We start from the raw sequence: 14,535 nt of genomic DNA on the forward strand, positions 1-14,535 counted from the left end.
GTTGTACGCGTGACGTTGACGCGGATCGGATGGAACGGGATGCTCGCCGCCATCCATCGCCACGGCCCACCGCATGATCACCACGCACCCGATCGCCACAACGCAGCACACACAAGGGTGCTGGGTCGACCTGTGCCAGGCCAGCGCGCAGGAGCTGGCGCAGGCCGCAGACACGGTGGGGTTTGCGCTGCCGGATCGCGCGGCGATCGGCGAGATCGAATTCTCCAGCCGGGTGCGGCGCCAGGGCGAGGTGCTGTTTCTCAACGTGCCGCGCTTTCAGGACGACGATGGCCCGACCGCGCCGCTGGGCTTTGCGCTGTCGCCCACCATGCTGGTGACCCTGCGCGAGCAGCACATGGGTTCGCTGGATGCAGTGGCGGCGCAGCTGCAACATGACCCCTGCCATAGCGCCGACGATCTGCTGCTGCGCATCTTCGACCAGCTGGTGGGGCGGCTGGCAGACCGGCTGGAATCGCTGGAAGCCGAGGTCACCGACACCACCCGCCAGGTGTTCGACAACCCGCACAAGACCAAGGACCTGGAGCGCATGCTGCATCAGGTCGGTGGCATGGGGCGGCGTCTGGGCGGCCTGCACAATGCCGGGCAGGGACTGCTGCGCCTGGTCACCTATCTGGACGGCACTGCGCCGGATTGGTTCGGCGCCGATGCGGCCAAACGCATCGGCTTGCTGCACAAGGACCTGACCACCCTGAGCGAGTTCCAGCAGCACATGGACGACCGCATCGAGTTCCTGCTCGACAGCGTGCTGGGCATGATCAACATGGACCAGAACAACGTGATGAAGGTGATGGCGGTGGCGTCGGTGGTCGGCATTCCGCCAACGGTGCTGGTCGGCATCTGGGGCATGAACTTCGCCTACATGCCCGAGCTCAAATGGCACGATGCCTACTACTGGGCGCTGGGCGTGATCGTGCTGAGTATGGTGGTTCCGCTGGCGTGGTTTCGCAAACGTGGCTGGGTGTAACGCATCAGGGCCATAAGCCCGTAGGAGCGCACCCGGGCGCGACATGGCGTTACCGGTAAGTCCCTCGCGCCCGGGTGCGCTCCTACGACGTGCCGCCAGCGCATCATCTGGTGCGCACGACTCGCGACAACGCACTGCCAAGCCAGCGCAATTCGGTAGCTGCGCAGCGCGCGCCAAACTACCGGAAGCCCGTAGGAGCGCACCCGGGCGCGACATAGCGTTACCGGTAAGTCCCTCGCGCCCGGGTGCGCTCCTACGACGTGCCGCCAACGCATCATCTGGTGTGCACGACTCGCGACCACGCACTGCCAAGCCAGCGCAATTCGGTAGCTGTGCCGCGCGCGCCAAACTACCGGAAACCCGTAGGAGCGCACCCGGCCGCGACGTGGCGTTACCGGTAAGGCCCTCGCGCCCGGGTGCGCTCCTACGACGTGCCGCCAGCGCATCATCTGGTGTGCACGACTCGCGACCACGCACTGCCAAGCCAATGCGGCTTCGGTAGTTGTGGATCGCGCGGCAAAATGCACGAAACCCGTAGGAGCGCACCTGGGCGCGACGTGGCGTTACCGGTAAGTCTCTCGCGCCCAGGTGCGCTCCTACAAAGGGCTGGGGTGCGCAGCCTGTCACTGCGCACCTGTATCGTGACTGGAAAACTGCCTAGCTGCGTAGCGTGTGACCAGGCGATGCGCCTTGCTGATTGCTACGGGGCGGGCTGGATCAGCCCTTGGCCTGGAAGCTGGCCTCTTCGTACGGCTGCACCACCACCCAGCCTTCGCCGGCAAAGCGCATCTGCAGGCTCTCGCCCGAGCCGCGGCCGAACAGCGTGCCGATCGACACGTCGGTCACCAGCTCCGGGCTCAGCGTGCCCGACCAGGCCACGGTGGCATTGGGGTCGGTGAACACCGGGCCGCTGGCGGCGGTGACCGGCAGGGTCAGCGGCTCGTAGTGCGAGGTGATCGCCACGATGCCGTGGCCGCTCAGGCGCACGTTGAACAGGCCGCCGGACAGCATGCCGGCCACCTTGCGCATCATCGTGATCTTGTGTTCGACACCGGATTCGAAGGCCAGCACGTCGTTGCCGTTGACGAAGATCGCCTCGCCATTCAAGCGCAGCAAGGTCACCAGCTTGCCGAGGTCGGCCAGATACACCCGGCCCTGGCCTTCGGCCTTCATCAGCTGCATGCCTTCGCCGCTGACGGCCTTCTTCAGCAGATTGCCCAGGCCCTGTTCCAGCAGTCCCTCGCGGGTGAACTTGACGTTGCCGGTACGCGCGACCATGGCGCCGGCCTTGGACCACACCATGCCGTCGAGGCGCACTTCCAGCAGGTGCGGGTTTTCCAGTTCGAACGGATCGGGGCTGACATCCTTTTCCTTGGAATGGGCGAGAAATTCGTTGAGCGTGCGTACGGCCATGGGTCCATCCCGATGCGTGAAAGAGTGCGCATGATACGCGGCAGGCTGGTGTCTTCGAAGCGTACTGGTGTGCGAGTCGCTTTGCGTCTGCACAGATGGCGCGCTGATGTTGCGGCGCACATGGCGCGCAGTCAGCGCGTCGCGCGCGATGACAGCCACAAGCTGGCGACCATCCATCAGGATCTGTGCGTCATGGCGAGGAGGTGCTGTAGCTTTTTGCAGCGTCATGGATGCGGGTTGTCATCGACGCACTGCACGACGATGAAGAGATAACGCCGATACGCCACTGGTGCAGTGACACTGTGCGCGCCACGCTCCGGCGTATGCAATCTCGGCTGCGTTACACAGTTCGGCACGAAGGCACGTCGCAAATAAAACAACTGCTCGGCCTGCGCGGTGCTTCTGAGATCGGCGTCGGATTCGTGGCATTGCTGCCGGGCTAGATTGCTCCTACAGAAAACGTCTTTACGTTGTTCAAGGAGTGGGGCGATGCGCGTTGTTGGTGGTAGTCGAGTGGAAGGGGGCTGGTCTGGAATGTCGCTGCGTGGTGGCGCGATCGCGTCGTTGTTGGCCCTGGCCGCTGCTGCCGCTGGCTTGCACAGCGCACCCGCGCACGCGGCCGTGGGGCCGGGTGTGGTGAGCGGCGACACCATCGTGCACGATCCGTCGGTGCTCAAGCTGAGCGACGGGCGGTACTACATCTATGCCACCACCGGCGTGGTCACCAGTACCGACCGGACCAAGTTCAGCAATGCGGGCGCGATCTTCAGCAGCATGCCGAGCTGGGTGCGCAGCTACAACCCGGACAACCAGCTGTGGGCGCCGGATGTGTCCTTCCATGGCGGCAAGTATCTGATGTATTACACCGCCTCAAGATTCGCCACCAATACCTCGGCGATTGCGCTTGCCAGCAGCAGCACCGGCAAGCCTGGCTCGTGGAAGGATCAAGGCATCGTCTATACGTCCAAGAGCAGCGACGACTACAACGCCATCGACGGCAATCTGGTGGTGGATGGCAATGGCAAGTGGTGGCTGGCGTTTGGCTCGTTCTGGTCGGGCATCAAGCTGATCCAGCTCGATCCCGGCACCGGCAAGCAGCTGTCCGGCAACACGACGCGCTACAGCCTGGCAAGCCGGCCGTCCCCGGGCGCGGTGGAGGCGCCTTTCATCCAGCAGGCCAATGGCTGGTACTACCTGTTCGTGTCGTTCGATGCGTGCTGCAAGGGCGCCAGCAGCACCTACAAGATTGCGGTGGGGCGTGCGCGTTCGGTGACCGGGCCGTATCTGGATCGCGCCGGTGTGGACATGCGCAACGGCGGCGGCACGGTGATCCAGTCCGGCTTGGGCAGCATGCATGGGCCGGGCGGGCAATCGGTGTTCCGCGATGGCGACGGCGACATCCTGGTCTACCACTACTACGACGACCGCGGCGATGCGCGCCTGGGCATCAACCGGCTGGGGTACGACAGCAGTGCATGGCCGGTGGTGCAGTAGCAGCAGTCAATGGAGCACGCTGCGGCGCCTTGCAATGACGCAACGATCCGGCGATGCGTGTCGGAGTGATCGGCCGGCGCTGCCGACTGATCGACATGCGATGCCGCCAGCGGATGCCGGGCACTGCCCGGCAGCGCTGGTGCACATTCAGCGCGTGGCCGCTTCGGGCTTGCGCACGCGTTTGACAGGCGCCGGCTTGGTCGCCGTGTCCGGATACAGGTTCAACAGCATCAAGGTGACGCCGTTGGTCCAGCCGAAGCCGTCCTGCAGCGCGTATTCGCCACCGCCGCCGCCGGCCGCATCGGCTTCCAGCCCGTATTTTTCGACCAGCTTGTGCTCGCGCGCGAACAGCGCCTGCACCTGGGTGAGGAAGCGCTCGCCGATGGTGCGCGCCAGCGCGTCTTCGCCATAACGGCGCAGGCCGTCCACCGCCACCCATTGCAGCGGCGCCCAGCCATTGGGCTCGTCCCACTGCTGGCCGGTCTTCACTGCGGTGGTGGCCAGGCCACCGGGGCGCAGCAGGCGCGCACGCACGGTGCTGGCGGTGCGTTTGGCATGCGCGTCGGTCGCCAGGCCGGTGAACAGCGGATACAGCGCCGCAGCGGTGACCTGGTCGCTGAGCTTGCGCGCCTGCCAGTCGTAGTCGGCGTAGTAGCCGGCCGCGTTCCACAGATGCGCATCGATGGCCTGCTTGCGTTGCAGTGCCAGCGCCGCGTAGTCCTGCGTGCATTCGGCGCCGGGCTGCGCGCAGGCCTGGGCCAGCGTGCGCTCCAGGTGGTACAGCAGGCTGTTCAGGTCGATCGGCACGATCGCGGTGGTGCGGATGGTGCGCAGGTTCTGCCCATCGGCCAGCCAGCGGCTGGTGTAGTCCCAGCCGCTCTCGGCACCGGCGCGCAGGTCGCGGTAGACCTCGGCGGCCGGGCGGTCGCCGGCCTCGGCGGCGGTGCGGGTGTCGTGCAGCCAGGCTTCCGGGCGTGGGGTGTCGCGCTCGTCCCAGTAGCGGTTGAGCAGGCTGCCGTCGGCCAGGCGCACCACATGGCGCGCGGCCTGGCCAGGCTGCAGGCCGTCGCTGCCCTGCATCCAGTAGGCGTATTCCTTCTGCAGCTGCGGCAGGTAGCGCTGGTAGACCGCTTCGCCTTCCACGCCGGCCTGCAGTTCCACCATGTAGGAGAAGAACGGCGGCTGCGAACGGCTCAGGTAATAGCTGCGGTTGCCGTTGGGGATATGCCCGTAGGTGTCGATCAGGTAGGCGAAGTTGTCCAGCATCTGGCGGCTGAGCGTGGTCTGCCCGCTCTTCACCAGGCCGAGCATGGTGAAGTAGGAATCCCAGTAGTACACCTCGCGGAAACGCCCGCCCGGCACCACGTACGGATATGGCAGCGCCAGCAGGCTGCTGTACGGCGGCACGTGGGTCTGGCTGCGCACCAGCTTGGGCCACAGTTCGTCGATGTGTTCGCGCAGCGCGGTGTCCTGGCGGATCGCGTCGGTCTGCACCGGCGGCGACTCTTCGAAATTGGCATCCACGAACTTGCGCAGGTCAAAGCCGGGGTGGTCGTGCTGCGCCAGATAGTCGGCGTTGATCAGCGCCGGGTCGCGCAGCGGCAGAAAGTCGACGAAGTGCTTCTGGTCGTCGAACAGCTCGCCGCGCTGCACCGCCTGGAACAGTTCCGGGTAGGCCAGGTCGGGCGTGGGCGGGGTGGCCGCCGGGGCGTTGACGACCGGAGTGTCCATCGGCGCGGCGGTCAGCGTGCAGGGCGCCACGAACATGCTCAGCGACAGGCCAAGCAGCGACGTGCAGCACGGGGGCGCGGCAGAACTCATGGCATCTCCAGAACGGGCAGTGACGTGCGGCATGGTAAACGACCGAAGTGGCGGGCGGGGCCGGACGAGGGGGTCGGCAGGCCGACAGACTTCGCACGGAGACGACAGGATTCAGCAAGGCGATCGGGCGCGGGACTGCAGGTGGTTGCGCCGGTTGCCTTGCCGATTCAGGCCTATCGGCCCGGATCGAGGCAGCTTGAGCCGCGTCCAGGCCGTGTCGGATTGCCGACATTGCTGCAAGATGCGCGCCACAGCGTGCGGCGGGTGCGCAGCGGAGTGAGCGACGGGCAGGGCGGCACTGCCCGTGCACGGCAGCCGGTGCGCGTGGGCAATGGCGGGCGTCAGGCGGCCTGGCGCGCCCGGCGAATGGCGGCGGCGTGGACGCACCGGGATGCACCGGTGGCAGGCCGGGTCACGCCAGGCGGCCTGCCGTCTTCGTGTGGTCCAGGCGCACCTTAGTGTCCTTGCGTCAGCGTGGGCGCCGGCGATCGGTATGCAGCAAACGTTGCAGGTGCAGCGCGTTGGGCACCGCCAGTCCGGCGGCAGTGTTGTCGAAGATCACCCAGCGTTCTGCCTGTGGATGCGCCGCATCGTGCGCAGGGTTGCGCACCGCGTCGGCCAGTGCCTGCAGCGCACTGTCGTCGTAGCTGCTGTAGTAAATGCGTGGTGCGCCATGCCAGCGCCAGTACTGCGGGCCGGCTGTCGTCCCCGGTGTGGCGGCGTCCGGCACCGGTGCCGGGTCGGCGGCGCAGCGTGCGATGCGGTGGCGCGCCAGCAGCGCCTGTGCCTGCGGCAGGAACCAGCTGGCATGGCGCGGTTCGCAGACCACGCCGCCGTCCCAGCGCCGCCGCAGCATTGCGAAAAACCTGGCCGCCACTGCCGCATCGAAGACGGCGCTGGGCGGCAGTTGCAGCAGCAGGCAGCCCAGTCGCGTGCCCAGCGCGCCGGCCTGGGCGAGGAATGCATCCAGCAATGGGCCGGTGCCCTGCAGGCGTGCATCGTGGCTGATGCTGCGCGGCAGCTTGACCGAAAAGCGGAAATCCTGCGGCACGCTGTCGGCCCAGCGTGCATAGGTCCCGGCACGGTGCGGGCGATGGAACGAGGAGTTGATTTCCACCGCATCAAAACGTGTGGCATAGCGCTGCAAGACGCTGGTGCCATCGCCGAATGCGGCGCGGTCGGCGGCCGGGATCGACCAGCCCGCGCAGCCACAGCGCACGCGCGGCAGGGCGACGGATGAACGAGCTTGCATAGGGTGTGCGCAAGGCCAGTGGGCAGCACTCTATGCATGCGCGCGCGTCAGCGCCGCGTGTGCACCGCGCTCACGGGCGACTCACCAACGACTTCGATACTGGGCACATGCCAGAAGGCCCCTCCCTTGTCATCCTGCGCGAACAGACCGAGGCGTTTGTCGGTCGCAAGATCCTGCGCGTGTCCGGCAACAGCAAGCAGGACATCGCGCGGCTGGGGCAGCAGAAGGTGTTGGCGTTACGCAGCTGGGGCAAGCACTTCCTGATCGAGTGCGCGCAGTTCAGCGTGCGCATCCACTTCCTGTTGTTCGGCAGTTATCGCATCGACGAAGACAAGCCGAATGCGGTGCCGCGCCTGTGTCTGGAATTTTCCAAGGGCCAGCGCCTGAATTTCTACGCCTGCTCGGTGCAGTTCATCGAGCGCCCGCTGGATGAGGTCTACGACTGGACGGCCGATGTCATGAACCCGCACTGGGATGGCGCGCAGGCACGGCGCAAGTTGCGCGCCGCACCGGGCATGCTCGCCGCTGATGCATTGCTGGACCAGGACATCTTTGCCGGCGTCGGCAACATCATCAAGAACGAAGTGCTGCATCGCATCCGTGTGCATCCGGAAAGCCCGGTGGGCGCGTTGCCGGCGCGCAAGCTTGGCGAGCTGGTCACCCAGGCGCGCGCGTACAGTTTCGATTTCTACACCTGGAAAAAAGCCTTCGTGTTGAAGAAGCATTACCAGGTGCATACCAAAACCAGCTGCCCGCGCGATGGCGCGCCGTTGCAGTATCGCAAGCACCTGGGCAAGGCCGGGCGGCGGGCATTCTTCTGCGAGGTCTGCCAGCGGCTGTACCGCTCGGAGGACGGCTGAGGCGGGTACGTCCTGCGCCCGGCGTGCGTGGTCGGTCGCGATGGGCGTGCGCCCGGTGCACGGCAGGAAGGATGCATGCCGTTGGGGCAGTGGCTGAGGCCGTTGGCAGGCGCCGTAACGACCCGTCGTGCTTGCCAATGTGAATGGCGGCTGGCGTTTGCCGCCCAAACAACGAATTTCAAACGCGCGCTGGCGCCGCGCCCGCTAGATTTGCGCATCCTGCACCGGGTTCACGGTGCGCGCACGCATCTCCCATCTCATCGGTCTCCCGCATTGTGATTACCCGCAGGAAGGAAACGCTTGTCCCGCATGTCGCTGCTGTCGCATGCACGGGCGCCATCCTGTTCTTTCTTGCCTGTCTGTTGCTGTACATGCCGCCGCCGCGCGACCCGGTGCGACGCGACGACAGTTTGCAGGTGTATTTCGTGCCGCGTCCGCAATTGACGCTGCCGGTGCCGGCGCCGGCGACGCCGCCGCCGCAACGCCAACCCACACCACGCGCTGCGCCGGCCGCGGCCTCATCCGCCCGCACTGCGCCACCACCGACACGCACCCCGCCGCCGCAGCGGCAGGTGGCGGCCGCCAATGCGCCGGCTGGCGAGTCGATGGCGGCCCAGCTCTACACCGGGCAAGGCCGCTTGCGCATGCCGCGTGACGCGCAGGTCGACCCGATGGCGCAGCCCGGTGCAGCGCCGCCGGGCATGACCGACGAACGCGCGCAGGCCAAGGCGCGCAACGTGATGGAACGGGTCAATCCGGTGCAGTACCAGGACACGCGCTTTGCCAAGGACTGGAAGAGCGACGGCACGCTGGGCGATGTGGCGATGCAGGAAATGAATCGCGGCATGAAGAAGTTCAACGACATGCTCAACGGGCCGCAGACGCAGGTGGCCAAGGCGCGGCCACCGCCGGATGTGCGCTTCAACCCCGCGTTGGCCGGTAACCAGGCCGAGATGGGCAGCGAAGCGACCGGCGATGCCTACAAGGCCGCGCCGATCGCGCACGAGACGCCGCCCGACCTCAAGGGCGAAGCCAGCCGCCGTATCCGCGAGGCGCTGGCAGCGCTGGAACAACGCAGCGCGCGCTGCGATGCGTCCAAGCGCAAATCCCTGTTGTCGCCGGTGCGTACGCATCTGGGCGACCTGGAACGCGCCGAACACGCCTTGAACAATGGCGCCGACCCGGTGATGGCCGCGCAGATGCTGCCGCGCCAGGCCGATAGCGCCTACGACCTGGCCCGCCGCGCGCTGTGGTATGCGGACCGCCAGTTGAAGCAGTGCGCGATCGGGTGAGTGGTTCGGGGAGCGCGTTTGCCTGCGCTGCGCTGTAGGTGGCTGGCAGCACCTTTAGAACGCTGCTGACAAGACGACTGAATGTCAGGGCGTCGCGGTATCTGGGTGTAGTCAACAGCTCGGTGAGTCGCGTGCGCGGCGCCCTCACCGCTTGCGGGACACGCCGTGAACCCGTCCCTGGGGGCTCGGTGGCGGCATTCATGCCGCCACACGGTCCCGCAACCGGCGAGGGCACCGCACCAGACAGTCGGTCGGCGCTCGTTCGAAAAGCTGTCTGTCGTGCGGTGTGCATCAGACCTGGAGCCGATGCTTCGATGATCGAACAAGACGTATCCGGCACCGCTCTTACCATGCACCGACCATCCCGGCTGGTCCTTGCCCGCCTACCGTCGCGGGACCTTACGCGGCATGGATGCCGCGTAAAAGCCTACAAGGATGTACTTGCGGCGTGTCCTGCGATGGTGGGCGGGCAAGGACTCTGCAGCCAAACCGCAGATCCGCGGCTCTGCAACCGACTCACCCACACCGCTCAATCACCTGGTCGCCGCGCGAAGTGGAAGTGGACGAGTGAGGAAGGTGGTGTGGTCGGAGACAGCCAGGAGCTATGAAAGCTTGCACGCCAAGCGCGCCGCACCAGCGCGTAGCAACCGCATCCTCATCCGGCGCTGCGCGCCACCTTCTCCCGGTGGAAGAAGGGAAGTGTCCCGACAGGAATTGAAGCAGTAAGGCAGTAATTGAAGAAGTAGGCAGTCTTCGTCAGATATCGCGACTAGACCCCCCACCCGCCGGGGCGAGAAGGCACGGCTTTCGCGGCGAGGGCGCGTGTGCCTTGGAGCGCCCGCGCCGCAAGCGCGGTTGGAGGCGCGCAGCGGAAGGTGTGAGGGCACGTCTATGAAACGGCGGATCAGCCGGCAGCCGGACTGTCGCCCGCGCTACATCAGGCGCTGAGTCCGTCCTGCGCCAGGCTCTGACGGTACCGGTCCTTTTCCGCGCTCAGCGCGACTTCCGCTCGCAAAAACACCTGGCCGATCGGCTCGTCGCCGCGGGTTGCCTGCGCCTGGCCGATCAGCACCGTCAGGCCGTGGGCATGCTGTTGGTGGGCGATATCACGCAGGCGCTGCAGCTTCTGGTCGGCATCTGCGCCGCGCAGCACGGCGATGAATTCGGCACTGTCGGTCACCCGGTCCACGCTGTCGCCGTCGGCTTGTGCCTGCGCTGCCAGGGCCTGGTCCAGCTGTTGCAAGGCGCGGCCCAGCAGCCGCTCGCTTTGTTTTTCGGCCAGCGCGGCCAGTTCCTGCACTTCCAGGATCACCAGGTAATAGCCTGTGTCGGCGGCCGCCGGGGCGGCAACCGGTGCCACCGGCTGCAGGATCGCTTCGCGCTCGAGTTGCAACTCGCGCTTGCGCTCGTCCAGCAGGCGCATGGTGACGCGTGCCAATGCCTGCAGCCCGGTGCGTTGCATGTCGGTGAGCGTGCGGGGTTCGGTGTCGAGCACGCAGACCGTGCCCAGGGCCACGCCGTCGGAGGTGACCAGCGGCATGCCGGCATAGAAGCGCGCACCGGTCTCGCCGGTGACGACCGAGACGTCCGCAAAGCGGCTGTCCTGGGTGAGGTCGGGCACTTCCATCAGTTGCTCTGGGCTGCGGATGGCGTGATCGCACACCGCCTGGCTGCGGTCGGTCTGCTGCATGCCCAGGCCGAGCTGGGCCTTGAACCATTGGCGGTCACGGTCGACCAGCGACATCAGGGCGATCGGTGTGTCGCACAGCGAGGCCGCCACCTGCACGATGTCTTGGTAGGTGTCCTCGGGCAGGCTGTCGACGATGCGATAGCCGTCCAGAACCTGTTGGCGAGAGGCTTCGTCAGCCGGGGGCATGTGCTTCATCGAATAAGCCGGGCAAGCGCGAACGAGAAAGATGCCACGATACCGGCGCTGCCGATAACGCGGCGTGGATATCGGCCACGCGCCCTGGCGTGACCTCACGGGCGGATCCGGATCCGCATCCATGTCGCACTGCGCAGGCGAGGAAGCAGGAACCGGCGGGCTGAAGCGCCGGGGGCCAGCTTGCCAGCCCGCGTGGGATGCCTGCGTCTTGCGCGCAGGAGCCGGGTACTGAGACGCACACACGCCATTGCGTACCGCGCACCTGGCGACGGCGCGGCTCGCAGGCCGCGCCGTCGGTGTGCGACTGACCAGCCTCAGCGCTTGACCGGCTTGCCGTCCACGTCCAGCACCTGCACCTCACCCAGCTTGAGCGCCCGCACCGGGGCCTCGATCTTCTTCAGGTCGCCCACGATCACCCAGGTCATCGCATTGGGGGCGATGATTTCCTTGATGGCGGCCTGCGCGGCCGGCTGGTCGATCGCTTCCAGGCGCGGCTTGAGCGTCTGCACGTAATCGTCGGGGCGGTCGAACTGCACGATGCCCTCGATCGCACCCAGCACCGCGCCGGTGGTTTCGAAGCTGCCGGGCAGGGCGCGGATGCGCTGGTTCTTGATCTTCTCGATCTCGTCGGAGGTCAGCGGCTTGTCGCCGATGACCGCGCTGGCTTCCTTGAGGATCTCGTTGGCCGACTCGGCGGTCTTGTCGGTCTGCACCGGCGCGGAGAACATGTACGGCCGCTGGCCCTGCGCATCCAGCATGCGGGTACCGGCGCCGTAGGCCCAGCGCTTGTTCTCGCGCAGGTTCATGTTCAGGCGCGAGGTGAAGGTGCCGCCGAAGGCACCGTTGGCCACGCCGATCGCCAGGTTGTCCGGCGCCTTGGTGGACGGTGCGAGCAGGCCGGCCAGGATCACCGACTGCGGCGCATCCGGCCGGTTGATCAGGTACACGCGCGGCTTGGGCTGTGCGGCGACGTTGACCAGGTTCTTCTTCGGCAGGGGCGTGGCCGGCGCCTTCCAGTCGCCGAAGGCGGCATCGAGCTGCGGGATGATCTGCGCCAGCGTGGTGTCGCCGGCCACCAGGATGCGCAGGTTGTCCGGACGCAGCCACTGGCGGTGGAAGGCCTGCAGGTCCTGGGCGTTGAGGCTCTTGATCGCCGCCTCGGTGCCGCTGCCGGTGAGCGGGATGCCGTAGGGGTGGTTCTGGCCGAACAGCAACGGCGGCAGCGCACGCAGCGCCAGGCTGTTGGGCTGGGTCTTTTCCTGCGCAATGCCGGCCAGCCACTGGCCGCGGATGCGCTCGATGTCGGCAGCCTTGAAGGCCGGGTTGCGCACGATGTCGGAGAACAATTGCAGCGACGGCTGCAGCTGGTCGTTGAGCGCATCCAGCGAGGCGCTGCAGCTGTCCAGGTCGCAGCCGACCGCGGTGATCGCGCCCAGGCGCTGGCGACGCTGCGCCACTTCCACCGAATCCAGCGCCGCGGTGCTCTCGTTCATCAGCGCGGCGCTGAAGCTGGCGGTACCGAGCTTGTTGCCCTGGTCGGCCGCATAACCGGCATCGAACAGCAGGTCCACCTGGGTGACCGGGATGGTGTGGCGCTCGGCCAGGATCACCTCGATGCCGTTCTTCAACTTGCCGCGCTGCAATTGCGGGAAGCTCAGCTCGGGGAACTGGCTGGTCTGCGGCACGCCCTTGCCGCGGTCCAGCGTGGAGGCGGTGACGTTGTACTTGCCGGCGGCCGGCAGCTTGGGCGCCGGCTTGCCGGGTTCGGCGCCACGTGCGACCACCGCCTTGTCTTCGGCGGCGGGGTCGAAGCCCTTGCCGGCCGGCAGCACGGTGAGCAGGTAGTCGCCCTTGCCGAACCAGGTGGCGGCTGTCTGCTTGACGCTGTCCACGGTGGCGGCCTGGCCGCGCTGCAGATCCTGCTTGTAGGCGCCCGGGTCGCCGCGATAGACCTGGCCCTCGGCCAGGATCACCGCCTTGCCACCGAAGCCGCCGACCTTTTCCAGCCCGCGCACGAAGCCGGCGCGGTAGGCCACCTGCGCGCGCTGCAGTTCGTCGGCGGTCGGGCCCTGGGCGATGAACTTCCTGAGTTCCTCGTCGATGATCGCCTCCACCTTGGCCGGGTCCACGCCGTCCTTCACGTCGGCCTGGATCTGCACCTGGCTGGACAGCGCGAACGGCTGGATCGCCGCGGACACGTCATCGACCAGATTGTCCTGATAGACCAGGCGCTGATACAGCCGCGAGGTCTTGCCGCCGCCGAGCACGGTGGTGGCCAGATCCAGCTGGATCGCCGCATCGCTGCCCAGTTGCGGCGCCACCCAGGTGCGGTAGATGCGCGGCTGCGAGACGTGGTCGTGCTGCACGCCACGCTTCTGCGCGGCCAGCGGGGTCACCCACGGCTGCTGGCGTGCCACCGGCTTGCCGGACGGAATGTCGCCGAAGTACTGCAGCGCCTTGGCGCGTGCCTGCGCCACGGTGATGTCGCCGGCCAGCACCAGGGTGGTGTTGGCGGCGCCGTAGTTGTCGTTGAACCACTGTTTGACGTCGGCCAGCGAGGCCGCGTCCAGGTCTTCCATCGAGCCGATGGTGTCGTGCTGGTACGGATGGTTGGCCGGGAACAGGTTGGACAGGATGTTCTGGTCCACGCGGCCGTAGGGGCGGTTCTCGCCCTGGCGCTTCTCGTTCTGCACCACGCCGCGCTGGGTGTCGAGTTCTTCCTGGCCGATCGCGCCAAGCAGGTGGCCCATGCGGTCCGATTCCAGCCACAGCGCGGTGTCCAGCGCAGTGGTCGGCACGGTCTCGAAGTAGTTGGTGCGGTCGAACCAGGTGGTGCCGTTCATGTCGGTGGTGCCGACCTTTTCCAGCGGCGCAAAGAAGCTGCCCTTGTTGTTTTCCGAGCCGGAGAACATCAGGTGCTCGAACAGGTGCGCAAAGCCGGTCTTGCCGGCCGGCTCGTCACCGGAACCGATGTGGTACCAGATGCTCACCGCCACCACCGGCGCCTTGTGGTCTTCGTGCACCACCACGGTCAGGCCGTTGGGCAGGGTGAAGCGGGTGTAGCCGATCTCGGGGATGGCACTGCTGGCCGCAGGCTTGGACAGGCTGGCCGGGGCGGCGGCGACGGCGGGGGCAACGGGACCGGCAGCGGCGCCGAGCACACCGGCGATCAACAGGGACAGCGGACGCAGCATGTGACACTCCAGGGGCAAGACAATCGGCCGAGGGTAGTGGCTGGCTGGCGGCGTCGCAAATGCTGTCCGGCAGGGGGGGGGCATGTGCGGGTGCCGGCAGGGCGGCAGGTGAACGAGGCCGGCTCGGGCGTCGGCCAGGGCGCGGCGGTCGGACCGGGCACCTTCGGGCGTGCCGGAGCGGCCCCCCGATCCCACACCGGGCCTGACGGCAAGGCGCGTGCAGGTGGCCTGGGTCATTCGCTCCCCCGCCGGGTGCGGTCGATTGCGCAGGCACGGCAAGTGCACCGGGCCGAGCAGCGAAGCCTTGCGACATTCAGATGCCAGCGGATCGGCCGGCGG

General features: G+C 67.1%; 10 protein-coding genes. 5 read left to right on the forward strand and 5 right to left on the reverse strand.

What is annotated here, in order from left to right; genetic code table 11:
* Nucleotides 1–73 precede the first annotated feature (73 nt).
* On the forward strand, nt 74–985 hold the full coding sequence (locus H7A87_RS03120; protein WP_104649256.1) for a CorA family divalent cation transporter: 912 nt from the start codon (nt 74–76) through the stop codon (nt 983–985).
* 717 nt (nt 986–1,702) lie between these two features.
* Here H7A87_RS03120 and H7A87_RS03125 read toward each other — a convergent pair.
* Nucleotides 1,703–2,398, reverse strand: coding sequence for an AIM24 family protein (locus H7A87_RS03125; protein ID WP_039523320.1), 696 nt, complete (start codon nt 2,396–2,398; stop codon nt 1,703–1,705).
* Between the two features lie 230 nt (nt 2,399–2,628).
* Between H7A87_RS03125 and H7A87_RS03130 the strand changes: the two genes are divergently transcribed.
* Together H7A87_RS03130 and H7A87_RS03135 are read left to right on the forward strand one after the other, a co-directional pair.
* A complete protein-coding gene (locus H7A87_RS03130) occupies nt 2,629–2,841 on the forward strand; it encodes a hypothetical protein (RefSeq protein ID WP_126942928.1) in 213 nt (70 codons plus the stop codon).
* A 91-nt stretch (nt 2,842–2,932) separates the two neighbouring features.
* On the forward strand, nt 2,933–3,892 hold the full coding sequence (locus H7A87_RS03135) for an arabinan endo-1,5-alpha-L-arabinosidase (RefSeq protein WP_119129539.1): 960 nt from the start codon (nt 2,933–2,935) through the stop codon (nt 3,890–3,892).
* Nucleotides 3,893–4,039: 147 nt separating this feature from the next.
* Here the strand turns inward: H7A87_RS03135 and treA are convergent, their stop codons facing one another.
* Nucleotides 4,040–5,713, reverse strand: coding sequence for an alpha,alpha-trehalase TreA (gene treA, locus H7A87_RS03140; protein ID WP_115675961.1), 1,674 nt, complete (start codon nt 5,711–5,713; stop codon nt 4,040–4,042).
* 469 nt (nt 5,714–6,182) lie between these two features.
* Nucleotides 6,183–6,965, reverse strand: coding sequence for a DUF72 domain-containing protein (locus tag H7A87_RS03145; protein ID WP_119129540.1), 783 nt, complete (start codon nt 6,963–6,965; stop codon nt 6,183–6,185).
* Between the two features lie 107 nt (nt 6,966–7,072).
* Here H7A87_RS03145 and H7A87_RS03150 point away from each other — a divergent pair, with 107 nt between their 5' ends.
* Together H7A87_RS03150 and H7A87_RS03155 are read left to right on the forward strand one after the other, a co-directional pair.
* Entirely contained in the window at nt 7,073–7,825 is a 753-nt protein-coding gene (locus tag H7A87_RS03150; RefSeq protein WP_104649252.1) for a DNA-formamidopyrimidine glycosylase family protein, read from the forward strand.
* 275 nt (nt 7,826–8,100) lie between these two features.
* Entirely contained in the window at nt 8,101–9,117 is a 1,017-nt protein-coding gene (locus tag H7A87_RS03155; RefSeq protein WP_180496879.1) for a hypothetical protein, read from the forward strand.
* 937 nt (nt 9,118–10,054) lie between these two features.
* Here the strand turns inward: H7A87_RS03155 and H7A87_RS03160 are convergent.
* Nucleotides 10,055–11,002: a GAF domain-containing protein gene (locus tag H7A87_RS03160; RefSeq protein WP_119129541.1), complete on the reverse strand. Its 948-nt coding sequence runs from the start codon at nt 11,000–11,002 to the stop codon at nt 10,055–10,057.
* Between the two features lie 314 nt (nt 11,003–11,316).
* A complete protein-coding gene (locus H7A87_RS03165; RefSeq protein ID WP_119129542.1) occupies nt 11,317–14,196 on the reverse strand; it encodes a pitrilysin family protein in 2,880 nt (959 codons plus the stop codon).
* Nucleotides 14,197–14,535 lie beyond the last annotated feature (339 nt).

It is taken from the genome of Xanthomonas sp. CPBF 426 (genome assembly GCF_903989465.1).
Lineage (GTDB): Bacteria > Pseudomonadota > Gammaproteobacteria > Xanthomonadales > Xanthomonadaceae > Xanthomonas > Xanthomonas euroxanthea.